This window comes from Methylomonas sp. HYX-M1 (assembly GCF_040741385.1).
GTDB lineage: Bacteria > Pseudomonadota > Gammaproteobacteria > Methylococcales > Methylomonadaceae > Methylomonas > Methylomonas rhizoryzae.
Map to the genome: position 1 here is coordinate 2,506,311 of NZ_CP160405.1, position 26,952 is coordinate 2,533,262.

Sequence of the window (26,952 nt, forward strand, 5' to 3'; positions counted from 1 at the left end):
AGGAGCAGCCGCCATGTTAGTCGATCCATCCGTCAAATACCGATCATTTACGCCGCCGGCCTTGCCCGACCGGCAATGGCCCAATCGCAGCATCCGCCAAGCACCTATCTGGATGAGCACCGACTTGCGCGACGGCAACCAAGCACTGTTCGAACCGATGGACGCCGCCCGCAAATTGCGTTTGTTCCGCAGATTGTGTGCAATCGGTTTCAAAGAAATCGAGGTAGCGTTTCCGTCCGCGTCGCACACCGATTTCGACTTCGTGCGCAGCCTGATCGAACAACAGCTGATTCCGCACGACGTCAGCATAGAAGTGCTCAGCCACGCCCGCGAACCCTTGTTGCGCCGCACCGTCGCCGCTTTGCAGGGGGCCGGCCGCGCCATTGTGCATATCGTCAACCCGACTTCGGCACAATTTCGCGACCTGGTGCTAAGCATGAGCCGCCGGCAAGTATTAGACATGGCGGTCGACGCGGTGCGTTTGGTACGCGAACTGACCGCCGCCCAAGCGCAAACCGAATGGCGTTTGCAATACAGTCTGGAGGCTTTTACCGCCACCGAAGCCGAATTCGCGCTGGAGGTCTGCGACGCGGTCAGTGCCGCCTGGGACGCCACGCCGGACAATAAAATCATCTTGAATCTGCCGGCCTCGGTGGAAACCGCCACGCCCAATCTGTTCGCCGACCAAATTGAATGGATGCACCGGCGCATCGCCCGCCGCGATAGCGTCATCTTGAGCATACATCCGCACAACGACCGCGGCACCGCGGTGGCCGCGGCCGAATTGGCCTTGATGGCCGGCGCCGAACGAGTCGAAGGCTGTTTGTTCGGCAACGGCGAGCGCACCGGCAACGTCGATTTGGTGACCTTGGCGATGAATTTGTACACGCAGGGCGTGGCGCCGGGCCTGGATTTTTCCGACATCGACGCCGTGGTGTGCGATTACCAAGCCTGCACCGGTTTGAACGTACCGCCGCGCCAGCCTTACGCCGGCGATTTGGTGTTCACCGCTTTTTCCGGCTCGCATCAGGACGCGATAAAGAAGGGCCTGGCCGCACAACAGCCCGGCACGGTCTGGAACGTTCCTTATCTGCCGTTCGATCCCGCCGACGTCGGCCGCAGCTATGACGCGCTGATCCGCATCAACAGCCAATCCGGTAAAGGCGGCGTGGCTCATCTATTGGAAGCGCGTTACGGCATGGTGTTACCGCGCCGCATGCAAATGGAATTCTCCCGCGCCGTGCAAGACACTGCCGACCGGCACGGCGGCGAGATAGCCCCCGAGAGCTTGTGGCAATTATTTTCCCAATGCTACCTAAACACCGATAAGCCGCTACGTTATCGGCACCACGAGTTGTACGAGACCGCTCAAGGCCAGGGCATACGCTTGAGTGTCAACCTCGACGGCAATCCACGCGAAATCGACGCGGTCGGCAACGGTCCTCTGGACGCCGCGCTGCATGCTTTGAGCGGTATCGGCTTTGCGGCGACGGTGCGCAGTTTCGAACAACGTTCGCTCGCCCCCAGCAGCGTCGCCGGCAATGCCGCAGCCTGCGCCTTTGTGGAACTGGCGTCGGTTAGCAGCGGTAACATTCGTTATGGTGTAGGCATAGACGCCAATATCGTCACCGCTTCTCTGCGGGCCTTGTGCAGCGCGCTGAACCGTTTGGCGACATCAGTGCAGCGGCAAGCCACGCACCCGGATATTGTCCCATTGCCGGCCAAGGTCTCTGCGGCCTAGTATCGGCGCAATCATCCGGGCAATAACGCTTGCAGTCATTAACCCGGCCCCCTTACAGACCGTTAAGTCCGAACGGAATACTGCTAATAAACGGGGCCGGGTTAATCGTGGATTGCGTTTGCCGCTCAGTTCCTCGATCTTATCGCAAAGTTGTACCGGGCCAAACCTGAGAAAACACTCGTCTTTTCAGTGGAAGAAAGTCAGTTCGAAGGCTCTTCGAATTGCTCCACCATCATATCCAGTTCTTTGCTGAGTGCGGAAACGCTACCGCTATTTTCGCTCGCCAAACCGGCATGTTCGGTGGTGGAACGAGCCAGATTGCCTATCGCTTCGACGGCTCGGGAAATATCCTCGGCCACCGTTTGTTGCTGATCGGTCGCTGCGGCGATTTGCACGATTAACTGATTGATAGCTTCCACCGACTTGGCGGTGTCCTGCAGTAATTGGCTGGAATTTTTACCGTGCTCGGCACCTTGCGCCGCCATCTCGCGTACCGAGGCCATTTCTTTGACCGCATTGCCGACTCCCGATTGCAGCCCGCCTATCATGCTTTGAATCTCTTCCGTCGATTGTTGAGTCCTCGCCGCCAAAGTTCGCACCTCGTCGGCGACCACCGCAAACCCACGGCCTTGCTCGCCGGCCCGCGCGGCTTCGATTGCCGCGTTCAACGCCAACAGATTGGTTTGTTCGGCGATACCTTTGATCACGTCCAATACCCCGCCTATCCGTCTGCTGTGTTCCGACAACACCTGTATCACTGCTTCGGCTTGTTGTACCGCTGCCGTTACGTTGGCCATCATATCCAGCGTCTCGTTGACGGTTGCCAGCGTCTGCAACGATTGCCGGCTCACCTCGTTAGCGGAAATTGCCGCACTCGAAGCATTTCTCGCCACTTCGCCGACCGATGCGCTCATTTGATGTATCGCCGCCCCTACTTGGTCGATTTCCGCCTGCTGTTGATTCATCGCCGAACTGACCGCGGCAATCGCTTGGTAAGTGGAATTTGCCTTCCCCGCCAAGGGCTCGGTTGCTTGTATTAACCGGCGAATAATCGTTCGCGATTTGGCTTTCATCATTTTAAGCGCGAATAATAACTGCCCCACCTCGGTACCATCGTCGGTATAAACCTGTTGCATGATCGGATTGTCGACCACCCGCCTGGCTTCCGAAGCCGCTCGGGCAAGCGGCCTCAGCATCAGCCGCATCCAAAACCAAACGACCACCGAAATGCCGACAAACAGTCCAATTGCTCTTGCCGGCTCCACCCAACCCAGTGCCCCCGCTACGCCGATTATCGATGCCAGACTGAAAACCAAACCAAGATTTAATCTTGCCGGTAAGCTGAATCTGTCGAACCGTGAGGTGGGGCTGTTACCGGAATTCAATTTCGCGTAAACGCTCTCGGCACGTTCGACCGCGGCTCGGTCGGGTTGCACCCGCACCGATTCGAAGCCGATGATGCTGCCTCGGTCAAAGCGCGGAGTAACGAAGGCATCCACCCAATAATGATCGCCGTTTTTGCAACGATTTTTCACTATGCCCATCCATGGCTTTCCGGCTTTGATCGTTCGCCACAAGTCGGCAAACGCCTCTTTCGGCATATCCGGGTGACGGACGATGTTATGCGGCTGCGAGAGTACCTCTGCTTGCGTATAACCGCTGACTTTTAAAAAATCGTCGTTAACATAAACGATGCGACTGGCAGGATCGGTCGCCGAGGTAATGATAGTGGAGGGGCCGTAGGTGATTTCCCGTTGCGTAACCGGCGGGCTATTCGTTTTCATTATTTTATCCTTTCGTCCTGATGGTGGGGATTATCCAAAACTCAAAACGGCATCGAGCAGATAAGGTGCAAGTATAGTTGCTAACAAAGCCATAGCGACTCGACGATATAAACGCAGCAACGATTCGCGCCGCCCTCCCGGGAAACGGGCAAATGCTTGCCGCTTAGGCGGCAATATTTTTCACAAGACAATAACCGGCCGGCGTTTCACCCCATCGAAACGGTTAACAAGGCCGGTCTCGCCGTTTTTTCTTAACTTTTCTTTACCCAACTTTACCCTTAACCCACTATTTTACAAGGAGTTTAGGCCGATAACTTGCTCGCATCCTCTTGTAGCCCGAGCACAGGCTGCAACCGGGGCGCCGGGTTAGCGGCGCAAAAATCAACAATCGATACAGGGGTAACGTCCATGAACATCAACAGCCTCAGCAGTACCCATTCCGCGGCCGCCATGTCCGGCATGCGGCCCATGCAACGGCCGGATCCTGGCAAAATGGCCGAAGATTTATTTTCCAAACTGGACAGCAAAGGCCAAGGCTATATCGAAAAATCGGACTTGGAAGCGGCTTTAGGCAATATCGGCAATTCCAACAGCACTCATGCAAGCAATTCGGCCGACGAAATGTTTTCCGCGCTGGACGGCGACGGCGACGGCAAAGTCACGCAGCAGGAAATGGCCGCTACTTTCGAGAAAATCGCCTCGGAACTGGACGGGCCTTTTCCGCGCATGCGCATGCAAGGCCAAGGCGACATGCCGCCTCCGCCCCCCGAAGCGGGTCAGGAGCAACAGGACCCAGGTTTTAGTAAAGAGCAATTGACCGAGCTATCGCAAAGCAGCGACACGGGCGATAGCAAAATGACCGAAATGTTCGGCCAATTGGCGGAAAATTTCGACGCAGCCGACAGCAATGGCGACGGTAAAATCAGCCACGACGAAGCCATGGCTTACCAACAAGCCAACGATAGCTCGCAATCCGTCGACGACACCGGCAACAGCCGGACAGACGGCAGCCAATCCGACACCGACCGGCAATTGCTAAAAACCATGATGGATTTGTTTCACGCTTATAGCGGTTACGGCGATAGCTCGGAAAACAACGGCTTTTCGGCTTCCGCATAAACCCGGCAAGGGCCGTAGCCCGCTGGTACTAGCCGGTAGCCGGGGATTTACCCGTTTTTACCTACACTGTAACCGGGTTTGCCGGTAAAACAGGCATAATGGCGTCGTCGTTCACTGCAGTGTCACCGCCTATGTCCGTTTTACCGCTCTCGTTCGGCCGCCGTTTGGCAGCGGCTGCCTTGATCCTGTCGACCGCAGCCTGCAGCCAGCGCCCAGCGTTATTGTCGGCAGACGAACAACAGGCAAAAACCCAAGCCATGATCGCCGACGGCGGCTATTTCGCGACCGGCCGGCACGAGGTGATTGCCGCACAAGACCATTGGCGCCGCGCTGCCGACATCGTGGACGTTTCGGTACTCGTACCCGCCATGCCCGGCCAATACCCCTTGATCGTGTATTTGCCGGGTTTGGGGGAACAAGCGGATGCCGGCAAATTGTGGCGCGAATATTGGGCTAAAGCCGGTTACGTGGTGGTTAGCCTGCAGCCTAAAGAGATCGCCGACGCCCTGATTCAAATCGGCCCGCCGCCCGCCGCCACGGAATCCGGCGGCTTTTGGCCCGACTTCGGCGGCCGGACCGACGAAAGCGACGAAGAAGACGACGAACAACGCGGCAAACGCCGGGCGGCAGACGCCCGCGCCAGCGAACTGCGCTATATCGGCCATCAATTATTCGCTGTCGATGCCTTGCAAAAGCGCCTGGATTTGACGTTATGGGCGCTCGAGCAATGCCTGGAACGCAGTCGCAATCGCCAAGGTTTATACGCCAAAGCCGACCCGCAACGCTTGCTGTTGGCCGGTTACGACCTGGGCGCGCAAACCGTCGCCGCCTTGATCGGCGAACGTAACGGTCCGGCGCCGGCTTCAGCGCCGCCGACGGCTTTGGCCGCCGTGTTGCTCAGTCCTAGCGCCGACCCGGCTCTAGGTACGGCCGCCCAGCGTTACCAAGACATTCAGCGCCCGTTTTTAGCCGTTACGTCGGACATCGACCACGATCCTTACGCGATCAGTTCGCCGCAAATCCGCACCGCTATCTGGCAATACGCCCCGGCCGGCGGCAAATGGTTGCTACAGCTCAAAAATGCCGAACACCGATTGCTGGCCGGCACCGGTTTCGCTCTGCCGGGCGCCGAACACGGTCACGACCGCGGCCGTGGTCGCAACGGACCGCCCGCCGGCGGCCCGCCGGGCTACACCGGCAGCGCGGGCTTCGGCGGCCCTGGAGGCCCCGGCGGCGGTCACGGCGGTCCTCCCGGCGCGGGACGCGGGACCGGCGGACCGGATGATGAGGACGGTGAACCGGGCGGCGCCTCAGCCGCGATTGCGGCCATCTACTGCGTTACCCTGGCGTTCTTCGACGATATCGCCAAACAGGATAATTTCGCCGAGCTGTGGTTGCGGCAAAATGCCGGCCCTTGGCTGGGAAAAACGGGGCGATTACAATGGAAATAAACCTCCAAGCGGCCGCCGGACGGTTAACCGACCGCGTCACAGCGCGTGCAACGGAACCTAACGAAACTGGCGCGCGTCGTAGCGCTGCCTAACCCTTAGCCGATCATCGCCCCACCCTGTCGCAATCGCTTTCGCGCTCACACGGCATGAACAGGACAAAACCGCAGCACATGGAACCCAACACCGCCCGCATCGTCGCCATCAGCCTCAGCATGCTGCTACCGGGCTGCATGCTGGGGCCGGATTACCAAGCGCCGTCCCCCGAACTGCCTAACGCTTGGCGCCAAGCCGGCCATTCCGCGCCGGCCGCTGCAGCGGCCGATGACCCACGCTGGTGGCAAACCTTTGACGACCCGGTGTTAAGCCGTTTGATCGTGATGGCACAAACCGGCAACCGCGACCTGAAACAAGCGGCCGCCCGCGTCGAGGAAGCCAAAGCCCGCCGAGAGCTGGCGTTCGCCAATTTACTGCCGACCTCGTCGCTGACCACCTCGGTCAATCAAACCGGCAGTGCCAAAGCCGCCGGAATCAGCGCCGGCTCCACCGGTATCGGTCGCACTTTCGAACATTACAGCCATACCTTGAGCGCCAGTTGGGAGCTGGACCTATTCGGTAAATTGCGCCGCAGTCTGGAAGCCGCCGAAGCCACGGAACAAGCCGCCCAGGAAGATCTGTACGCGGTACTGGTCAGCTTGTATGCGGAAGTCGCGCAAACCTACATCGAATTGCGCGGCTACCAGGAGCGGCTGACCATCACCGAAACCAACTTGGCCACACAAACCGACACTTACGAGATTACTCAATGGCGGCAGATGGCAGGCTTGAGTACCCAACTGGACGTCGAACAAGCCAAAGTCACGTTGGAAAATACCCGCGCCAGTTTGCCCAGCCTGCGCAGTTCGCTGCAGCAAGCCAAACACAACCTGGCGAAATTGACCGGCCAAGCCCCGGACGCCTTGTACCAGTTGTTGGCACGGCCGGCGCCGATTCCGGTCGCCAACCGCGACATCGCTCTGGGCATACCGGCGGATTTACTTAGGCAACGCCCGGACGTGCGGCAAGCCGAACGCAAGCTGGCGGCGCAAACTGCGCAAATCGGCGTTGCCGAAGCGGCCAATTACCCGGATTTCACCCTGTCCGGTTCAATCGGGCTGGATTCTTTGGCCTTTGCCAATTTGTACACCGCCAGTGCCAAAGCCTTTCAAATGGCCGCCAAATCCGCGTTGGTGCTGCTGGACGGCGGGCGGATTCGCGCTAACGTAGCGATTCAGAGCGCGCTGCAACAACAAGCCTTGGGGTTTTACGAACAGACATTATTGACCGCGTTGAGCGAGGTGGAAAACGGCCTGATTGCTTACCGGGAGGAAAGCCAACGCCAAGACGCACTGAAGGTCGCGGTGGAAGCCGGCGATAACGCCCTGGCCATCGCCAAATTGCAATACCAAGCCGGCACCAGCGATTTTCAAGCGGTGTTGGAAACCCAGCGCGCCCTGCTCAACAATCAATTGCAATTAGCGCAAAGCCGGGCCGACCTCGCCAGCTATTTAGTGCAAGTCTACAAAGCCCTGGGTGGCGGCTGGCAAACCCGCATCACACCGCCAACAGGAGAACAGGAGGATCATGAACGATCATAACTCACCCGACTCGGACGATATCGCCGACGTTCTAGGCATGCGTCCCACGCCATCGCAGCCGCTGCGCAAAGGCCTGGCTTGGCTTTTGGCCTTGGCCTTGGGACTTGCAATTTGGCTGGCATTAAACGGCGAATCCGAAACCGTCGCTTACCAAACCGAAAGTGCGCGCCGCGGCACGTTGTCGGTAACGGTCAGTGCTACCGGCACCCTGGCGCCGCTCAAGGAAGTGCAAGTCGGCATCGAGGTATCGGGTACCATCAAAAGCGTGGAGGTGGATTACAACGACCAAGTCGAAGTCGGCCAGGTGTTGGCCAGGCTGGACACTACCCGGCTGGAGGCACAATCGCTGCAGGCGCAGGCCGCCTTGGCGGCGGCCAAGGCCAAAGTGCAGCAAGTGCAGGCCACGGTCAAGGAAGCCGAAGTGCAACTGGCCAAACTGTTGAACGTAAGGGAACTCAGCGGCGGCAAAGTGCCGTCGCAGTACGACCTGGACGCCGCCGAGGCCACCCTGGCCCGCGCCCGGGCCGACCAAGCTTCCGCGACCGCCAGCGTGGAACAGGCGCAAGGCACCTTGAACGTCAATTTGACCGACTTGACCAAAGCCGTAGTCAAATCGCCGATCAACGGCGTGGTGCTGACCCGCTCGGTGGAGCCGGGCCAAACGGTTGCCTCGCAATTTCAAGCGCCGGTATTGTTCACCCTAGCCGAGGATTTGACGCAAATGGAATTACAGGTCGACGTGGACGAAGCTGACGTCGGCTTGGTCAAGCCCGGCCAGCACGCCGAATTCAGCGTGGACGCCTACCCGGATCGCACTTTTCCGGCCGAAATCGTGCAAGTGCGTTACGGTGCCGAAACCGTGGACGGCGTGGTCACTTACAAAACCGTGCTACGGGTGGACAACGCCGAATTGTCGCTACGCCCCGGCATGACCGCGACCGCCATCATCACCGTGGAACGCCACAACGACGCACTATTGATTCCCAACGGCGCCTTGCGTTTTACCCCGCCTAAACCGGCGACCGAAGACGAAGCAAACGGCGGCATCTTGGGCGCCCTGCTGCCGCACCCGCCGCGCTCGGAAACCGGTCGGGCCGTTTCGGCGGCCAGCGACAACCGGCAAACGCTATGGACATTACAAAACGGTAACTTGACCGCCGTCGAAATCGACAAGGGCGCCAGCGACGGCCGCTATACCGAAGTCGTTTCCGGCAATTTGCCGGAAGGCGCCGCCATCGTCACCGGACTGGCAAGCAAACCGTGAGTATGAGCGGCCCGTTGCTGGAATTGCAAGCCGTACACAAACGCTACGGCAGCGGCGACGCCGTCATGCACGCCTTGCGCGGCGTCAGTTTGCGCATATTTCCCGGCGAATTTTTGGCCGTTATGGGACCAAGCGGCTCGGGCAAAAGCACGTGCATGAACATCTTGGGCTGCATGGACCAACCCAGCGCCGGCCGTTATTGGTTTCGCGGCGTCGACGTCGGCGGCCTGTCGCGCGACCAGCGTACCCTGCTGCGCCGGCATTATCTGGGGTTTATTTTTCAAGGCTTTAATCTGCTGAACCGTACCTCGGCCCTGGAAAACGTGGAAATGCCGCTGATTTACCGCGGCATGCCGGCCAAGGAACGACACGCCGCCGCGTTGCAGGCTTTAGACACGGTCGGTTTGCGCGGCTGGGAACGTCACATGCCCAACCAGCTGTCGGGCGGTCAACAGCAGCGGGTAGCCATCGCCAGGGCCATCGTCACCCGACCGTTGCTGCTGCTGGCGGACGAGCCGACCGGCAATCTGGACAGTCAACGCAGCCGGGAAATCATGCAATTGTTGAGCGCCTTTAACCGCGACTTAGGCATTACCGTGGTCATGGTTACCCACGAGGCCGACATGGCGGCTTACGCCAAGCGGGTGGTGCTTTTTCGCGACGGTTTGATCGCCCAAGACGGCGCGGAGAACGGAACATGCTGAGCGTGGCTTTCAAACTGGCGTTTTTGGCCTTGCAGCGCAATTTGCTGCGCTCGGTCCTGACCATGCTGGGCATCATCATCGGCGTAGCCGCGGTGATCGTGCTGGTCACCCTGGGCAGCGGCGCCACCCTGCAAGTAACCCAACAAATCTCCAGCCTGGGCAGCAATTTGCTGATGATCAGCGTCGGCAAACGCATGGGGCCGGGACAAAGTTCGTCGGCCCCGGCGTTTCGCCTGGCCGACGCCGAAGCCATCACCCGCGAGATGCCGGAACTGCAGGCGGTAGCGCCTCAGTCCTCCGCCTCCAGCACCGCGATTTACGCCAACCAGAACTGGGGTACCACGGTCACCGGCGCTACCGACCAGTATTTCATGGCGACCAATCGGGACGTATCCGCCGGCCGTTTGTTTTCGGCCAGCGAAGCCCGCTCCGGCGCAGCGGTGTGCGTCATCGGCGAAACGGTGCGCAGCCAGTTGTTCGGCGGGCAAGAACCTATCGGCGCCCGCATCCGCCTGCAAAAGCTGGCTTGCGAAGTGATAGGCGTGCTGACCGCCAAGGGCCAATCCAGCATGGGTACCGACAAGGACGACCTCGTGGTCGTGCCGTTGCGCACGTTTCAGCGCCGCATCGCCGGCAATACCGAAGTCCGGCTGATTCAAGTCTCGGCCAGAGACGGCGTATCCACCGACGACGTCAAGCGGCAACTGCAACAACTGCTGCGCAACCGCCGGCATTTGGCCGCCGACGAAGACGACAATTTCAACGTCACCGATATGAAGGAAATCGCCGCGATGGTGTCCGGCACCACCAAAATGATGACCAGTCTGTTAGGCGCAGTAGCAGCGGTCAGCCTGCTGGTGGGCGGCATCGGCATCATGAACATCATGCTGGTGTCGGTGACCGAACGCACCCGCGAAATCGGCATCCGCCTGGCCATAGGCGCCCTGGAGCGGGAAATCCTGCTGCAATTTCTGGTGGAAGCCGTGGTGCTGTCGTCCACCGGCGGCCTGATCGGCATTTTGTTGGCCTTGGCCGCGTCGTCGCTGCTGGCCGGCGTGCTGCAAGTGCCTTTGGTACTGAATCTACCCATCATAGTGGGCGCATTCGCCTTTTCCGCCTCGGTCGGCATCGCCTTCGGCTACGTCCCGGCCCGCAAAGCCGCCCGGCTGGACCCTATCGAAGCGCTGCGGCACGAATAGCCGAGCGAATGCCAAAACGAATGCGCGCGATTTTGCGCGGTCAAAACCGTATTGAAATCTACAACCGGCTCTGAAATGGTTTAATCATCCCGGACACTTCGAAAGACACTGTTTATACTGTCTTTAGAGGTGAATGTGAGCGCTAAGCGCGCCGGCGTCGCGCTTTGCCGCTCGCTTCCTGGGTATGCTTGGTTTTGAAGGTCTGCCGTTTGGCTTGCTGTTTATCTAACGGATTTGGTAAGCCTTTCGGTTGATAGCCGGGAATCAAATGCTGCTTGCCGTTGCCGATCAAATCCGCCCGGCCCATTTGCTTCAGCGCCTCGCGCAGCAACGGCCAATTGGCCGGATCGTGGTAGCGCAAAAATGCTTTGTGCAAACGGCGTTGTTTCATGCTGCGCGGTATCGAAATATCCGGGGCGTTGCGGCCGACTTTATGCAAAGTGTCCTTACCGGAGTGATACATGGCGGTGGCAATCGACATCGGCGACGGCAAAAACGCTTGCACCTGATCGGCGCGAAAACCGTTACGCTTCAGCCACAGCGCCAGATTCAACATATCGGTATCCGTCGTGCCCGGGTGGGCGGCAATAAAGTACGGGATCAGGTACTGCTCCTTGCCGGCTTCCTTGGAGTATTTATCGAACATCGCTTTAAAGCGGTCGTAACTGCCCATGCCCGGCTTCATCATTTTCGACAACGGCCCTTGTTCGGTATGTTCCGGGGCGATTTTTAAATAGCCGCCGACGTGGTGGCTGACCAGTTCTTTGACGTAGGCCGGCGTTTCCACGGCGATGTCATAACGCAAGCCGGAGGCGATGAAAATTTTCTTGATGCCGGGTAAGGCCCTGGCCCGCCGGTACAGCTTGATCAGCGGCGTTTGATCGGTATTCAGATTTTGGCAAATGCCGGGATACACGCAAGACGGCTTGCGGCACGACGCCTCGATGGCCGGGTCTTTACAGGCCAAACGCCACATATTCGCGGTAGGGCCGCCCAAATCGGAAATGTGGCCGGTAAAGTTCGGCGATACGTCGCGTATGGCTTCGATTTCCCGAATGATGGAGTCTTCCGAACGATTTTGAATGATGCGGCCTTCGTGTTCGGTAATCGAACAAAAACTGCAACCGCCGAAACAACCGCGCATGATCAATACCGAGTGCTGAATCATCTCGAACGCCGGGATGTTGGCCTTGCCGTACTGACGATGCGGCAAGCGCGAATACGGCAATTCGAACACGCCATCCATCTCTTGGGTGGTCAAGGGCAAAGGCGGCGGATTGACCCACACTTCGCGGTTATCGTGACGCTGAATCAAAGCCCGCGCGTTACCGGGATTGGTTTCGCCGTGCATCACCCTGGAAGCGTGCGCGTACAAAATCGGATCGTCCTTAACCGCGTCGTAATCCGGCAAACGAATCACGGTTTGCCCGCGCTGACGGTTGGCGATCGGTTTGAATTGAATGACTTGCTCGCCGGCATCGGCCTTTGCCGAGGTTTCGCAGGCCGGCTGCTCCTGATACGGATTGACGTGCGAAATCACCGCGCCCGGCGCATCCAGCTGGGTGGAATCTTTCTCCAACCAGCCCTGCGGTACTTGCTTGACGAAGTGCACGGTGCCGCGTATGCCTTTCAAATCGTGAATGCTTTCGCCTTTGGCCAGCCTGTGGGCAATCTCTACGACTTGCCGTTCGGCGTTACCGTACACTAGCAAGTCAGCCTTGGAATCCAACAAAATCGACTTGCGTACCTTGTCCGACCAATAATCGTAATGGGCGATGCGCCGCAAACTGGCTTCTATGCCGCCGATGACGATAGGTACGTTTTTATACGCCTCGCGGCAGCGGTGCGAGTACACGTTCACCGCTCGATCCGGACGCTTGCCGGCGGCACCGTCGGCCGTATAGGCGTCGTTGGAACGGATTTTCTTATCCGAGGTATAACGATTGACCATGGAATCCATATTGCCGCCGGTTACCCCGAAAAACAATTTGGGCTGGCCTAATTTTCGAAAATCTTCGGCGCTGTGCCAGTCCGGCTGGGAAATGATCCCCACCCTGAAGCCTTGCGCTTCCAGCACCCGGCCGATCACGGCCATGCCGAAGCTGGGGTGATCCACGTAGGCGTCGCCGGTGACCAAAATTACGTCGCACGCATCCCAGCCCAAAGCCTGCATTTCCTCGACGCTCATCGGCAATTGCGGCGCCGGCCCAAAGCGATGGGCCCAAAATTTACGGTAGCCGAAGATATTCGGTGCGTTGTGAATCATAGAAAACTGCCTGGCGGTAATGCGTGAGGGTTACAGCAATGAAAGACCGTTAACAATCGGCTTATCGGACGTTGAGCGCAACCCGGATCCGACACGGCTTACGCGCAGAAGGTTTTGCGGCACCGGCTCCATTGACCGCCTGCCGCACTGCAAGTGCATTATTTTCCTCGAATTTACTCCCGGCGTCCAATTGAATGCCTGTAACTTTCCGCACCGGTATTTATTAATCCCGGCAAACCACGCCGAAACGCTCAGCATTGACGCCGGCGGCACCAACCATGCGACCGGTTTACCCGCGGATTTTTAACCATGGGCAAATTACGGGATTTACCCCGGTTTATGACGAAAAATCAGGCATTCCACACAATTCTTTCGCTAGCAACCCCCCTGAATCATTCGGCTATTTAGCATCCGGCAAATGGTCACCCAAAATGCGGATTATCGCTCACACCGTTCCCAGGCCGGCACACCCACTCCAAAAATTTGCCGCAAGCATCAAGGCGAAAGCGACCATGTCAAAATCTAAGCGGTTAAAACTCAATCGAAATTTCACATTTTCCTCACTCTCACGACACACTAATCAAGCTTACCCAAGCCGTTATCTATCACTTATACCCAGTCGCTTTACTTATGAAAAAATCTCCAATAGTTCGTACAAACCGGTAATTATTAATTGATACAGGCATAACAATTGCCTTTGCATGCTTGGTAAACATCAGTTTATTCGCTAGCTGATGCCCAACAGCGATCGATACCGCGGCACTTGCCACCCCGAGAGCCGCGGGCGCGGTTGCCGGCCTTGGCGTTAAGCATGCCGGATTTTTCCGGATTTGCCCGCGCAGGCCGTTAACGGAATTGGCTCTCGGCCAATTCGTATTCAACCATCAGGGAGATACTTTGCAATGAGATACAGACCGATAACCCGATTTCAGGGCGGCACAGGCAAATCCATGGCCTGCACCGCGCTTCTGTTGGGCTTGCTAACCAATCCGCTATACGAAGCGGATGCCGCGTCCAAACCGTTAAAGGCCACGACCAAACGCATTAACGGCGAAATCGCACTGGTAGGCAAAACCGCTCGCAGCATTCCGCAAGGCGCCAAGATCACCGTCTTCGATGCCGGCAGCAACACTATTGTGTATAGCGGAAGCACCGATAGCAAACGGGCTTTCAACATCAAACTTTCAGGTAGTTCAACCACGCCTTGCCTGCTGCGCATGGAAGTTACCAATCCCGGCGACAATACCGTCACCCGGGCCTTGGTCAAAGTAACCGGCGCCCCGGCAAGTTGCGCGGTTCCCGAGATGGGCATCGCCTCGCCCAGCCAAGACCTCGAAATCGTCGCCGGTCAAACCGTGGATTTTACCGCCGGCTCTATCAGCGTCGGCAAGAAGTCTAAAAAAACCGCAGCCGCAGCCGCCGCAGCGACATATGCTTGGTCGTTCGGCGACGGCAGCCAGGACGGCTCCGGCACCAGTGCCAGCCACACTTACACGATTCCCGGACGCTATAAAGTCACCCTGAGCGGCTGGCTGGACGAACAGTCCGTCAAGGACGCACTGGTGGTTTCGGTGATCCCGCCCACCGGCAGCAATCCCTATCCTAAAGTCGCCGAACAGCCGGCGCCGCAGCCGGCTTCCGGGATGCCCGGCGCCGACGGCAGCAACGATACCGATGCCTACGTGGTCATGCCTTTCGAGGACACCGGCATGCAAGGCGGCAGTCAAGTTACCCTACCCTTCAACAGCTTGAATCCTTACAACGCCTTGAACGCGCAAGTGTTGAAAAAAGTGCCGCGCAAACCCATCATTGTTTCTTCCGACCAAGTCGGCGTGTTCTACTCCGCCGCCTCCAACCCATTGGATCCCTTGGGAGCCAACTCCATCAATTCCACCAGCCAGAACTTGTTCGCCGACCAAACCGCCGGTGCCAATTTTGATCCCGACACTACCTTGTGCGTTTGGTCGTGTTTGCCGACTTACAACAGCGACGGCTCGTTAAAAACGGCCGGTAAGGAAACCAAATTGATAGCCGGCCACGATTATCAAGACGCGGTGCTGGCCAAAAGCGAGTTCTGGGACCGCTCGTATCAACCCTGGGATAAACAGACCGGCGCGGCGAATCCCGTGCAATACGGGCAAGCCGGCATAGACGGTCACAACCGAGTGACTTTCAACGGCGTACAAGCCATGACCAAACCGGACCAAGGCATAGCCGGCCACGTCGACGGCGGCACGGGCAAACGCGCCATGCCGGGTATCGCCGATCCCTACAAACGCAACGACCCGCAAACGTTCGATTACAGCAGCGATCAAAGCGCATTCGTAGCGCAAAACATTCCGGCCAGCGACATCGACGACCAAGGCCGGGTCAATCCTTATCCTTTGATGCGGGTCGAAGCCAAAGTCGGCGGTCAACGCGTTGCGGCTGCCGACGCGGTATACACCACGGCTTCGGAAACCCGTTGTCGGGAATGCCATAGCAAGGGCCAAATGGCAGCCGACGATCAGGTATGGCGCACTCCGGTGCATGAAAGCGAATTGCGCAATGCCGACGGCTCTCCGGGCCCGGCTACCGGCAATGGCAGCTTCTTGGAAGGGCAAACCCCGGCTACGATTCCCAGCCTGAGCGGCGATTTGTTCGCCGACTTTACCAAGTACGGTTACGGCCCGGCCATCCACAACCGTTTCGACGACCAGCACGTCGCCTTGACCGATAAAATCGACAACCGCCCACCCAACGTTGGCAAAAACTACGATGCCAACGGCTTGCGTACCGACCGGGTAGTTGAATCGCGTTACTGGAATTTAACCGCTAACGCAGCTTGCACCAAAGGCCAAACCGATTGCAAACTGCAACTGCGCTTGAAATTCAAGGCTGCGGAGGACTACGGCGACAAGGACGACTGGAAGGCCCAGGAAAAAGCGGCACTATTCAACGCCGCACTGATGCACGATTACATGACCAAGTATTACTACAATCAGGCATACGGTGAGTTAAACCTGTACGGCAATGCTTACCCGGCGCTGGATCCGGCCGCAGCCAGAACCACGTATGCCACCACCTTTGCCGACCAAGCCGAAGAAAAAGGCAAAGGCTCATTAGGTGCGGCCTGCGCCGGCCACCACACCAGTCAGTTGAAAGCCGACATCGGCGCCGGCGCGCAAGCTTATCAAAACGGCCTGTCCAACTTCTCCGGCACCATGCACGCCTTTCACGGCAAATTACAGGTTTATAAAGACGGCGAGAACAAGGGCCGGTTGATCCGCGACGAACGCGGTCACCCGTTAATGTTCGGCGGCCGTGGTTGGGACTCCATGCACTTCGACGAGGCCAATATCCGGCAAAAAGCGGCTGGAACGGTCAACGCGGACGGCAGCTTGGTCGATCCGAGCAAGGAAACCCGCAACCTATGGGATACGCTGAAAAACAACTGGGCGCCGGATCGGTTTCCCATGCATCCGCAAGGTCGATTGCTGTACCCATTCGGCGAACAAGTGGCTATGGATGAAAACTGCAGCAACTGCCATACCGGCAAAACCGAACACGGTTACCGCGACATTCACCATGCCGCCGGTCTTAAATGCGACAATTGCCACGGCGACATGCTGGCGGTCGGCAACAGCTATCCCAACGAGCAATACAATTACGCGTTAACGGCCGGCAGCCTGAAATTAGGCGATGACGATCCCGATACCCTGACCCAACTGGATTTCAGACGATATTGGATAGACGAACCCGATTGCGGCTCCTGCCATATGGGCGACGCCAAATCCGGCGATTTCAGCCCCGGCGTGATGAAAACCGCCTGGAATGCCGCCGACCCGGCAAAGGCTTCCAGAATACCGATGAACGCCCGTTTCGCCGTGATGCCGCACGAAGAGGAAAGACCGGAAAAAGCCACGGCAACCCAAACCGAAGTCGACCTGGGCTTAGCCGCCAAGGTAGGCGATACCTTCTATCGCAAAGTCAAGTTATCCCAGGCTTTGTACCGGAAAAGCGGCGACGTGCACGGCTCCGGCAGCGGAGGCGACCTGAACTGTTCGACCTGCCACGGCGGTTCGCACGCTACCTGGCCCAATCCGGAACCTAACGCCAACGACAACCTAACCGCGATACAGCTGCAAGGTTACGAGGGCAAAATCATGGAGTGTTCGGTTTGTCACGTCAAAGACGATTTCGTTACCGGCTTGGTGGCGACGGACGGCGGCGATGCCAGCCATGAGTTTCCGAACGGTGCCGGCGTTGCCCAGGGTATTCGAGCCGGCAATGTGGTCACTCCGGCAAGTTCCAGAGCCTATCTGGCCGGTCCGCACGGCATGCATCCCGTCAACGACGCCTCCTGGTACAAACACGCCGAAGGTGCCGCGGCCAGCGCCAAACCCAAAAAGATCAACGGCGGCTGGCATAACGACATGGCGAAAAAGCCCGGTCCGGACGGTGAAGACCAATGCGCCGCCTGCCATGGCGCCGACCACAAAGGCACGCGCTTGTCTAAAACCCAAGTCGAAAGGACGCTGACCAACGACAAAGGCAAGCCGGTTAAAGTCGCCAAAGACCAAATCATCGGCTGCGATCTTTGCCATAACTTGAAAAAGAGCTTTATCGGCGCCCCGGATCCCAAATCGCCGACGGGCGGTTGGCCGGCGGCTAAAGACCACGCACCGCGATTGCCGGAACCGTTCGACAGCAATCCGGACGAAACGGAAGGCCATAGCTAGCCTTACGGCTTAACCGGCAAAACGAAAAGGCGCAGGGATGCGCCTTTTTTCGAGGTTAGATGCAGCCGGAACGCAGCAAATAACGCCGGACAAGCACAAAGCATGGCTGGAAAGCCGATTGTCCTGGGTAGCCAATTACTGCCATTGATTAAGCCAATATGATGTATTCCAGCCTCCAATCTTGGATTTTCAACCCCTCAAGTGGGTAAAAAAGCCCGGTCATTGGTACCAATACGGCATCAACGGCTATTGCGTAGGCTGCAATCGGCAAGTCCATACTAGGCTAAGGAAATCGGCGGGTATGCAGGGCCCCAGCCCCGCGAAAAAATCGCTTTAATCCGCCGGTTTAGGCGACAAGATTACATCGCCGGTCTCCGGGTCTTTACGGATGAAAACTTCCTGGGTTTCGAAGCGAAACGCCGCCGGTAGTCGAACGGCTTGGCTGCGGCCATTGTTGAACAAATTAGCGATTTGGCACATGGTGGCTCCAAGAATATAGTCATCACGCTTCAAATTTCGGTTTTGCTTCCCTCACCCCATCCCTCTCCTGGAGGACGAGGAGCGGAGGTACCGAAATTTGTAGCTGATGTAGACGACACAATTATTCAAGCCGGTTTTTAACCACGAATTACAAAAAATGCCGGTCATTCCGGGCGGATGGTTGTGCGCAGGCGAGAAATACGATACCTCTCGTCTTGCAAGCTTTCAATCAAGGCCGGACAGGTGCCGGAGCTAACTTCCTGCTACTACCGGGTCTTGTTACCCATATAAGCAATGCCGAACGGATTCAAGCCGACATGTATGGTGTGCAGGTATTTGGGACTGGCGGGATCGCGGATGTCGTACACCGTCACCACTCCGCTGATTTCGCCGGGATCGTGGCCGGAATGAGATATGTACAATTTGCTGTCGTTTTTGGTGATCGCGATATTGTGCGGCACGTCTTCGTCGGTTTCTTCCGAGCCTTCCCCGGTATCGGTTTTGCCGATCACCGCATTGCCGGTCACGCCGATCGCCTGCAAGCCGTCCACGCCCTTGCCGGTGATGTTGGTGGTGAAAAAGATCTTGTCGCTATGGGTCCAGCCCGTTCCGTGGGCGTTGGGAACGTCGATGGGATCGTGCAAGGGCTTCAAATCCTTGGTATTCAACACGTAAACCTTGCTGTTGGTTTGGCAGGCCACATACACCACGGATTTTTTCCAACCTATGCCGACGTGCGGATCGCCGCCGACCTCGGCTTGGTGGGTCAATTTGCGTTTCTTGGTATCGTAGCGCAGCACGTAACCTTTGCCGTCGCTGGTACCCAGCACGGTGACCAGGGCGAACTTGCCTTTGTTGTCGATGGCGATGTCGTGCGGTTTGCCGCCCAAATCGATCAGCGTTTGCGGAATATTAAAAGTATCCAGCGTCGCCAGGGTTTTCGGTTTCAGTACCGAAATGGTTTTATCGATGTCGTTGACGGCCCACAACTGCTTGCCGTTGGGATCCACCCACATATGGAAAGCCCCCTTTCCTACCGGCACCGAATCCAGCAACTCAAAGGTCTTTGCATCCAGCATGGTCACCGCGCTGTTGGTTCTATCGTTGACGTAGATGCGGTTCAGCTTGGGCACGTAACTGACGTACATGGGATCGGGCGGCCGAAAACCCGGTACCGCCAGCGAAACCGTGTCCGTCACCATATCGGTTGCGACGTCGATTACGGTCAAGGTGCCCGAGGTTCGGTTGGTTACCAAGATCTTGCCGGTATCGGTGGGATCGGCGGCGAATACGGGCCCACTAGCCAGACTAGCGCACAGCGAGCCAATAACAGCCGACTGCCGCGCCAATCGTGGCAGCTGAATGACAGTTTCGATTTTCATAGTTGGTTTCCCTCGGTTGACTAATGGATTCCGCCGCCCGGCGGCGGAATCGGCTGGGCACTCGTTTACTTTTGAAAGCTTTGTTCCAGGCTGTGGCATACATCGCAGCCGATATATTGGCCGGCTTTGATGGACACCGGTTTGCCTTTGCCGTTGCTGAAGCGTCTATCCACGGCTGCTTTCGACAAGCGGGTACCCTTGTGGTCGGCCCCGTGACAGGCGGCGCATTGATCGCTCTCCGCGCCCATGCCCGGTTTTTTGGCGAATTGATTGTGATAACCGCCGTCATGGCCGCTGCCTTGAGTGTCTTGCCACCAATAGGGGTCGTTGACCGGGTGCATGTTGTGCGGGCCGGCCAAGATGCCGGTGCCGTAACGCACCCCGTCCACCGCGCCGGTTTTGAATGCGTCGTCGCTATGGCAGACGTTACACTCCAAAATCGTGCCGGTATGCCCTTGCAGTTGCAAGGCCGTGACGTTGTCGTTGGCGTAGGGACTAGGATTAGGCCAGGTAGCGTGGGTCGGTCCGTGGCAGCTTGCGCAAGGCAAGGCGCCGTGACGATCCACGCTGTTGCGGAACAGGCCGCGTTCGCAAACGTTGTTGCCCGCGCTCAAAGTGTCCGTATAAGTGCCCAACGGACAGGCTTGGCCGTCCTCGCTGACCTCCACGGGATGGTACCCGCCGACGCTGCTGAGCTTGGGGGTCAAATTCTCGGCAAACCGTTCGTTTTTCGCCTCCAGGATGACGAATTTACCGGTGGTCATATCGTAGCTGCGCCGCAGTACCGGTTCGTCGCCGTTGCCGGTATGGCAGGAGGCGCAGCTCGGCAAGCCGTCCCGATACGGGTGTCTGGGATATTCGTCGAATTTAATAGGCAGGTTGTTATCCGGCGGATTTTCCGAGGTCGACCGGGATACCATGGCGCTGGCCCCGGCCTGCACCACCATGTCGCCGTGGCAATCGATACAGTTGACGCCCGCCGCCGCCATCACGTCGCGTTGGTATTTGTCGCGCTTGCCCTGATGACAAAACAAACAACTACCTTCCGGGGTGCCGGCATCTTTAACCTGAAACAGCAGCGGATGAGCCGAATCGAGTTTTTGGGTCAAATCGGCCATTTTGAAGCCGCCGCTGACCGGCAAACGCTCCAAACTCCCGGTGTAATCGGCGTTTAACGTTCCCAACATGCGGCCGTGGGTGTTGTGCAAGGAATTCGAATATTCCGGACAGGAACCGCCGCCGGCCGATACCCAATCCGCCTGCATCGGCTCCCAATTCTCGTTGACTTTAGGGTCGGAGCGGTGGCAGAAATTGCCGCAAGCATCTTGGGTGCCGTTAGTCGCCGGCCGGCCCATGATGGTCCAGCCGGGCCAGGCCGCCTCGCTCATCCAGGACGGAGGATCGTTCAAGCCGCGCGCAAAGGAATAAGTGAAATCGTGCAGCAAGGCGATATTGCGCATGGCCGCCTGCTCGATCACGTCGCGTTCGTCCTTACGTTGAGCATCCAAATCCTCCGGTTTGACGAAGGTCGGGATCTTGATTGCGAATCCTTTGTATTTGGCCAGCTCGCTGCCTTCCGCGGCATTGGCTACGTCTTGGCGCAGCTGGTCGTAAAAGGCTTGGTCGGCACCGATTTTGCCGTAGCTATGACAATCGGCGCAGTTGAATTCGGTACTGACGCCGACCACGGCGTCGCCTGTCGTCAATACCTTGCCGTTCGCTTCCGCCTGTACCCGCATCAGAGGATAGGGATTGTGCCGGCCTTGATCGTCGGTCGGAAACAACACGATGCCGTCGGCTTCGAACACGTTGCGCTCGGCGTCGAATACGTTGAAAGCCTGCGGATCGTTGGCGTGATAAGGATTAACGATGCCCGGCATGGCCACACCGGTCGGCTGCAGATAGCCTAACCACGTCTGTACCTCGCCTTCCCAAATCGAATAGGCGGTGCCGTCGTAATAACGCTGCCCTTCGTCCGGCAAAATTTCGTATGCGCCGAAGGTGTTGGCATCGCTGTCGGGATCGAACTGGTTGAATTGGCCGAAACTGCAAGTTGCCGAGTTAATCACGTGGCCCGTGCCTTTCACCGTACCCAAAAGCTTGCCGCGTTCGGTCGGTTCGCCGTATACGCCTTGGTTGCCGCCGGTAAATTCGCACGGATCGTAAAAATCGGATTTTTTGATTGTCGCCTGCGCATAACGGCTACCCACCGGATAGTTCTGGCTGGTCGAATTGATGGATCCGGCGCCCACCGGGTCGGCCGGGTTCGAGGCCGCCGAGAAGCGCACCTGCACATCGGTTTGCGACATGAACACCGGTTTGTCGCCGCCGACCGAGCCTTTTTTCAGCACGACCGCGTCCAGCCAGTTGATCGGGTACATTTGCGGCATGCCCTTGTAGCTTAGGTCGTGGAATTCCATGCTGAACGGCGTGAACGGCAAAACCACGTAGCCGTCGCCGGCAATGCCGTTGCCGACTTGCGTCTGCTCGGCGACTTTGGCCGGAATGTCCGGCGGCGAGCCGGCGGTAATCAATACGCGGTCCGAACAGCGGGCGCCGCTGATGTCGGATGCGGTAAAGGTCACCCAGAACCGGGCATCGCGTGCCAGATTAAAGCTGACCGGCCCGGTTTCCTTGCCGGTGGGACGCGCGTCCGCCGCGCCGCCGAAATCCCATTCGTAGCGCAAATACGCGCTTCTGGCCCGTTTCACATCGCCGATAAAACTCAAAGTGGCACCGTTGGCTATGACCTGGTCATTCGCCGGCCGGATGATTTGGCATAGCGGCGGCGCGTCCCGCCCTTTGCACCCGGTTGCACCCTTTACCGGCTTGACCAGCGCTTTTCCGCCCGATTCCACCCGCACCCGGCACGGCAGAGCCGGCAAATCTTCCAGCAATAACTCGGCTTTGCCGCTAGCGGTAGTCGACCGGGCGATTTCCTGATTCATGTAATCGTCGTAAACGACCACTTGGCTATCGTTGCTCTTGATCGAAAGCTTGAGAGCGCCGGCGACGTTAACCGCCTTGACCGCTTTAGGCTTGGCGAAAGCGGTTTCGGCCGCGCAGAGCATCCCTAGCAGAATGAATAGCGGCCCCATTACTTTCATCGGTAGCGGCAAATATACGGTATGCAATTCGATCTCCCTTGCGGATTAACTTAAACGAAGTTAGCTTGCTGATTTTCTAAGTGACCACACCTGCCGACGGTGGCCGCAGCCGGGTATTTGAGTTGCAAAGCAAACAGCGGACCATGACTCAAGAAACGCGTTAGTTCTCTGCAGTTTGTCGGGATAAACCGAGTTACAAACATTCTCCGGCCGGCATACGGCGATTATTAAATTGCGGGATATAACTCAGCACACCAAGGGATATGACGCAAACTCGGCTATCGAAGTCAGGATTCGGCCGTGTACCGCTGCATCGATTGCCGATGCTCTTTAAATGGTCCGCATATTGCTGTCGCTATAAGACTCACTAGATCACCTAGCCCCGCTTTTATGCACAGCCCACTCATTTCGTCCTGCTACCCCGCCCCGCAAATCCCGGGTAAATTTTTGTTTGCCGTTGGCTTTATTTGTCTGATCTTCAGCCTATCGACCCAGTCGGTTTGGGCCATGGAAAAGAGCCAAAAGCAATGCTTTTCGGCCTTGCAAGCGGCCCATGCCAAGGTGTTCAGACTGGCCGGAAATCATGCGGCCGCGTGTTTGAAGAAAAGCCAACGCAGCGGTGCCGATCCGGAAAGCTGTTTATCCAGTCCGACTAAGGCCTTGCGTAAGGCGCAAATGCATACCGAAGCGGTATTGGCGAATAAATGCGAACTGTTGCCGGAAATAGGCCCGAATAGCAGCGAAGCCATCAACGCCACGACTAACTTGCTCAAGCAACTATTCGGCGACGACTTGAATTCCGCACTGGCGACGGCAACCGATAGCGCCGGGGAAAAATGCCGCAATGCGGCGGCACAAACCCTGAATCAATTGCAAAAATTGGAATTTGCCGATTATTTACGGCGTAGCGCCAAGAGCCTGAAGAAAAATCGGATGGAATCCAGCGAAGACTTGGCGGCCTGTCTGGAAACAACCTCAGTTGCGCTGAACAAAGCCCGCAACAAGGCGGTCGCCAAGCTGACCAAGGCTTGCGAAGGCGTCGATCTGGCCGACGCACTTCCCGGCCGTTGCGCCTCAGCGCAAAACGCGGAGGCCCTCGCCCAATGCGTGGTAGGAGAAGCCCATTGCGGCTTGAGCGAGCGCTTGAATCTTTCCGACAATCTGCAAGTCAGCGGCCATACCTTCCAAAACGGCGTCGCCAGCCATTATTGCGGGGTCAAGCCGGAATCGGCATTCAGCATAGCCAGACAATGGAACGAAGAAAATCTGGCGGCCATCCGCATCGATACGCCGCGCCCGCCGGTACACGCCCGCAACCTGTTTCATCTGTCGGCCGCCATGTACGACGCCTGGGCAGCTTACGACGACATCGGCAAAGGCTATTTCGTCGACGAACGCATCGTATCGGACACGCCGCAACAAGACCGGGAAATAGCCATCAGCTTCGCCGCTTACCGGATACTGGCGGCCCGTTACTCGTCCCCTTTAGCCTTGGGTTACGCCACGTCGCAACAGCGATTCGCCGCCTTGATGAGTCGCTTGGGCTTGGATCCCGCTTATACCGACAGTCAAGCAAACAACCCGGCCGCGGTCGGCAACCGCATCGCCGCACGCATATTGGCCGCAGGCATGGAAGACGGTTCGAATCAAGCCGGCAATTACAGCGACTCCGGTTACCAAGCGGTCAACAAACCGTTGATCGTCAAAGAACCGGACATTTTCCTCACCGATGCGAGCGACCCTGCTTACCAGTTGAATCCTAACCGCTGGCAACCCTTGGCACTGGATAAAACCGTGACCCAAAACGGCATCCCGCTACCGGACAAAATCCAGACCTTCATCGGTTCGCAGTGGGGCGCCGTCAGCCCGTTCGCCAGCCAAAACGCCGGCGAGGAGCTGAACAAGCAGGATTATGGGCGGCCGCCGTTGCTGGGAACCGATAGCGACAGCGAATACAAACGACAGGCTTTACAAGTTGTACGCATGTCCGGTTACTTAAGCCCCGACGACGATACCACCATCGACATCTCCCCGGCTGCCCTAGGCAACAACGCCTTGGGCAGCAACGACGGCCATGGTTACGCCAAAAATCCAGTCACCGGCCAAGCTTATGCACCGCAAATCGTCAAACGTGGCGACTTCGGCCGGGTATTGGCGGAATACTGGGCCGACGGCCCAACTTCGGAAACGCCGCCCGGACATTGGAATTTGATTGCCAACCAAGTAGCCGATACCGCCGGCTTCACTCATCGATTCGCCGGGCAAGGACCTAGTTTGGACCGCCTGGAATGGGACGTAAAAACCTATTTCGCCTTAAACGGCGCCACCCACGACGCCGCCATCGCTTCCTGGGGCGCCAAACGCATTTACGATAGCGCCCGTCCCATCACCATGATTCGCTATATGGCAAAGTTAGGCCAATCTTCCGATGCCACCCTACCCTCCTACCATCCGCAGGGCATACCGCTGGAAGACGGCCTGGTGGAATTAATCAGCGCCGAATCGGCCGCCAGCGGCCAACGCCACGCGCATTTGCTAACGGCCCAAGCCGGCGGAACGATCGGCGACATCGCCATTTTGGCCTGGCCGGGCAGCCCGGACGACATCCACAACCAATACAGCGGCGTCCGCTGGGTACTCGGCAAAGCCTGGGTACCTTATCAACGCAAGACCTTCGTTACCCCGGCTTTTCCGGGTTATTGCTCCGGCCACAGCACCTTCAGTCGGTCTGCGGCGGAAGTACTGACCGCCATCACCGGTAGCCCGTATTTTCCGGGCGGATTTGCGGAAACCGTATTTGCCAAAAACAGCTATCTCATCCACGAACAAGGCCCATCCGAGAACATCCGCTTGCAATGGGCGGGTTACTACGACATGTCGGATCAAGCCGGTCAATCCCGCCTATGGGGTGGAATCCATATCGAAACGGACGACTTCGCCGGCCGTCTGGCCGGCAGCGTAATCGGCAAAGCCGCGTTTCGCAAAGCCCAGTCTTATTTCGACGGCAGCGCCCAATGAATATCAACCCCGGCCGAATAACAACGACCCGCCTGGCACCGTTAGGCTTAGCCCTATGCTCTCAGTTAGCGAACGCGGCGCCTAGCCTGTTGCACAGTTTGCAGCTTGGCCTGCAAACGGACACTCCGGTATACGATGCCGCCAGTAGAACCTACCGGCAAAACGCCACCTTGAAAAACCTCTCGGATTCGGCGATAGCTGCGCCGATTTCCTGGGTACTGAAAAATACTTCGCCGCCCGCTACTTCCTTAGCCGTCACAGAGGCCGACGGGCAAACCATAGACGGCTACCCTTACCGTGTCGTCATGGAACAGGGCCAATTGGCTGCCGGTCAACAAATCGAGGTTTCGGTGAGTTTTGCAGCCACCCATCCGTTCAGCCCGGCGGCCACTCAAACGCTAACCCTTTTGGCCGGCAAGGTTTTTAAAAAACAATACACGCCGTCCGACCCATCCCACTTCAGCGTCAGTTACGACTTGGTCCGCTTGCCGGCGGGTAATCAGCGTCCCATCGCGGTTGCCAAAGCGGTGTGGGAAAACGGCATCGTCAGCTTGAACGGCAACCTATCCTCCGATGCCAACAGCGGGCAAACCCTAAGCTATCGCTGGAGCTTATCCGCCATACCGACCGGCAGCGCTGCCGCCATCGAGCAGACCGATGCCGCGCAAACCCGGTTTACCCCGGATCTGACAGGCGATTACGGCATCAGCTTACAAGTCAACGACGGCTACGAAGACAGCCTGATCGACACCATCACCTTGACGGTCAGCGAAACCGGCGGCAGCGTCAGCAACCGTGCGCCTACTATCACCTCTACGGCCAACACCAGCGCTACCGGCACCCGCGCTTACAGCTACGCGGTGCAGGCCAACGACCCGGACGGAGACGCTCTGACGTTCAGCTTAACGACCGCACCGTCCGGCATGAGCATAAACGCCGAAACCGGCCTGATCGGCTGGACGCCGATGCAACCGCATCACGACGGCGCTACCAGCCGGGTTGTGCTCAAGGTCAGCGACGGCAAAGGCGGCAACGCCAGCCAGAGTTTCGACATCGCCGTCAAGATTTGTACCTGCCTTTGA

The 26,952-nt window shown here is 57.9% G+C and carries 15 protein-coding genes; 10 read left to right on the forward strand and 5 right to left on the reverse strand.

Going from position 1 to position 26,952, the window contains the following annotated elements; translation table 11 throughout:
• The first annotated feature begins 13 nt into the window (after positions 1 to 13).
• On the forward strand, positions 14 to 1,741 hold the full coding sequence (gene leuA, locus AB0A83_RS11295; protein WP_367154166.1) for a 2-isopropylmalate synthase: 1,728 nt from the start codon (positions 14 to 16) through the stop codon (positions 1,739 to 1,741).
• 200 nt (positions 1,742 to 1,941) lie between these two features.
• Here the strand turns inward: leuA and AB0A83_RS11300 are convergent, their stop codons facing one another.
• Positions 1,942 to 3,525, reverse strand: a complete 1,584-nt coding sequence (locus AB0A83_RS11300; RefSeq protein WP_150048450.1) for a PAS domain-containing methyl-accepting chemotaxis protein — start codon at positions 3,523 to 3,525, stop codon at positions 1,942 to 1,944.
• A gap of 408 nt (positions 3,526 to 3,933) precedes the next feature.
• Between AB0A83_RS11300 and AB0A83_RS11305 the strand changes: the two genes are divergently transcribed.
• From AB0A83_RS11305 to AB0A83_RS11330, 6 genes are all read left to right on the forward strand, one after another.
• On the forward strand, positions 3,934 to 4,644 hold the full coding sequence (locus AB0A83_RS11305) for an EF-hand domain-containing protein (protein WP_367154167.1): 711 nt from the start codon (positions 3,934 to 3,936) through the stop codon (positions 4,642 to 4,644).
• Positions 4,645 to 4,775: 131 nt separating this feature from the next.
• A complete protein-coding gene (locus tag AB0A83_RS11310; RefSeq protein ID WP_367154168.1) occupies positions 4,776 to 6,095 on the forward strand; it encodes a hypothetical protein in 1,320 nt (439 codons plus the stop codon).
• A gap of 146 nt (positions 6,096 to 6,241) precedes the next feature.
• Positions 6,242 to 7,729, forward strand: coding sequence for an efflux transporter outer membrane subunit (locus AB0A83_RS11315; RefSeq protein ID WP_232056632.1), 1,488 nt, complete (start codon positions 6,242 to 6,244; stop codon positions 7,727 to 7,729).
• A complete protein-coding gene (locus AB0A83_RS11320) occupies positions 7,716 to 8,993 on the forward strand; it encodes an efflux RND transporter periplasmic adaptor subunit (protein ID WP_367154169.1) in 1,278 nt (425 codons plus the stop codon). Before AB0A83_RS11315 ends, AB0A83_RS11320 begins: the two co-directional genes overlap by 14 nt.
• 2 nt (positions 8,994 to 8,995) lie before the next feature.
• Positions 8,996 to 9,697 (forward strand): ABC transporter ATP-binding protein, encoded by a 702-nt coding sequence (locus AB0A83_RS11325; RefSeq protein ID WP_367154170.1) that lies wholly within the window; start codon positions 8,996 to 8,998, stop codon positions 9,695 to 9,697.
• Positions 9,691 to 10,896, forward strand: coding sequence for an ABC transporter permease (locus AB0A83_RS11330; RefSeq protein ID WP_150048460.1), 1,206 nt, complete (start codon positions 9,691 to 9,693; stop codon positions 10,894 to 10,896). The genes AB0A83_RS11325 and AB0A83_RS11330 overlap by 7 nt, the downstream gene beginning before the upstream one ends.
• Before the next feature lie 142 nt (positions 10,897 to 11,038).
• On the opposite strand, the gene AB0A83_RS11335 is transcribed toward AB0A83_RS11330, so the two are convergent.
• Positions 11,039 to 13,162, reverse strand: coding sequence for a YgiQ family radical SAM protein (locus AB0A83_RS11335; RefSeq protein WP_150048461.1), 2,124 nt, complete (start codon positions 13,160 to 13,162; stop codon positions 11,039 to 11,041).
• 950 nt (positions 13,163 to 14,112) lie between these two features.
• Between AB0A83_RS11335 and AB0A83_RS11340 the strand changes: the two genes are divergently transcribed.
• Complete coding sequence (locus AB0A83_RS11340; protein ID WP_367154171.1) at positions 14,113 to 17,883, forward strand: PKD domain-containing protein; 3,771 nt, start codon at positions 14,113 to 14,115, stop codon at positions 17,881 to 17,883.
• A gap of 333 nt (positions 17,884 to 18,216) precedes the next feature.
• Here the strand turns inward: AB0A83_RS11340 and AB0A83_RS11345 are convergent, their stop codons facing one another.
• From AB0A83_RS11345 to AB0A83_RS11355, 3 genes are all read right to left on the reverse strand, one after another.
• The gene (locus AB0A83_RS11345) at positions 18,217 to 18,363 is read right to left on the reverse strand and encodes an antitoxin (protein ID WP_150048465.1); all 147 of its coding nucleotides are present in this window, start codon (positions 18,361 to 18,363) and stop codon (positions 18,217 to 18,219) included.
• A 266-nt stretch (positions 18,364 to 18,629) separates the two neighbouring features.
• The gene (locus tag AB0A83_RS11350) at positions 18,630 to 19,745 is read right to left on the reverse strand and encodes a YncE family protein (protein ID WP_367154172.1); all 1,116 of its coding nucleotides are present in this window, start codon (positions 19,743 to 19,745) and stop codon (positions 18,630 to 18,632) included.
• 65 nt (positions 19,746 to 19,810) lie between these two features.
• On the reverse strand, positions 19,811 to 22,879 hold the full coding sequence (locus tag AB0A83_RS11355; RefSeq protein ID WP_367154173.1) for a cytochrome c3 family protein: 3,069 nt from the start codon (positions 22,877 to 22,879) through the stop codon (positions 19,811 to 19,813).
• A gap of 363 nt (positions 22,880 to 23,242) precedes the next feature.
• Here AB0A83_RS11355 and AB0A83_RS11360 point away from each other — a divergent pair, with 363 nt between their 5' ends.
• A complete protein-coding gene (locus AB0A83_RS11360) occupies positions 23,243 to 25,870 on the forward strand; it encodes a vanadium-dependent haloperoxidase (protein WP_367154174.1) in 2,628 nt (875 codons plus the stop codon).
• Positions 25,867 to 26,952, forward strand: a complete 1,086-nt coding sequence (locus AB0A83_RS11365) for an Ig domain-containing protein (protein ID WP_190303113.1) — start codon at positions 25,867 to 25,869, stop codon at positions 26,950 to 26,952. The genes AB0A83_RS11360 and AB0A83_RS11365 overlap by 4 nt, the downstream gene beginning before the upstream one ends.

Bases quoted from the DNA above. Each gene is read 5' to 3' on its own strand.
- AB0A83_RS11325 (WP_367154170.1), top strand. From the start codon at position 8,996: ATGAGCGGCCCGTTGCTGGAATTGCAAGCCGTACACAAACGCTACGGC.
- AB0A83_RS11300 (WP_150048450.1), bottom strand. From the start codon at position 3,525: ATGAAAACGAATAGCCCGCCGGTTACGCAACGGGAAATCACCTACGGC.
- AB0A83_RS11350 (WP_367154172.1), bottom strand. From the start codon at position 19,745: ATGAAAATCGAAACTGTCATTCAGCTGCCACGATTGGCGCGGCAGTCG.
- AB0A83_RS11335 (WP_150048461.1), bottom strand. From the start codon at position 13,162: ATGATTCACAACGCACCGAATATCTTCGGCTACCGTAAATTTTGGGCC.
- AB0A83_RS11345 (WP_150048465.1), bottom strand. From the start codon at position 18,363: ATGTGCCAAATCGCTAATTTGTTCAACAATGGCCGCAGCCAAGCCGTT.
- AB0A83_RS11320 (WP_367154169.1), top strand. From the start codon at position 7,716: ATGAACGATCATAACTCACCCGACTCGGACGATATCGCCGACGTTCTA.
- AB0A83_RS11365 (WP_190303113.1), top strand. From the start codon at position 25,867: ATGAATATCAACCCCGGCCGAATAACAACGACCCGCCTGGCACCGTTA.
- AB0A83_RS11330 (WP_150048460.1), top strand. From the start codon at position 9,691: ATGCTGAGCGTGGCTTTCAAACTGGCGTTTTTGGCCTTGCAGCGCAAT.
- AB0A83_RS11360 (WP_367154174.1), top strand. From the start codon at position 23,243: ATGCACAGCCCACTCATTTCGTCCTGCTACCCCGCCCCGCAAATCCCG.
- AB0A83_RS11340 (WP_367154171.1), top strand. From the start codon at position 14,113: ATGGCCTGCACCGCGCTTCTGTTGGGCTTGCTAACCAATCCGCTATAC.
- AB0A83_RS11315 (WP_232056632.1), top strand. From the start codon at position 6,242: ATGAACAGGACAAAACCGCAGCACATGGAACCCAACACCGCCCGCATC.
- AB0A83_RS11305 (WP_367154167.1), top strand. From the start codon at position 3,934: ATGAACATCAACAGCCTCAGCAGTACCCATTCCGCGGCCGCCATGTCC.
- AB0A83_RS11310 (WP_367154168.1), top strand. From the start codon at position 4,776: ATGTCCGTTTTACCGCTCTCGTTCGGCCGCCGTTTGGCAGCGGCTGCC.
- leuA (WP_367154166.1), top strand. From the start codon at position 14: ATGTTAGTCGATCCATCCGTCAAATACCGATCATTTACGCCGCCGGCC.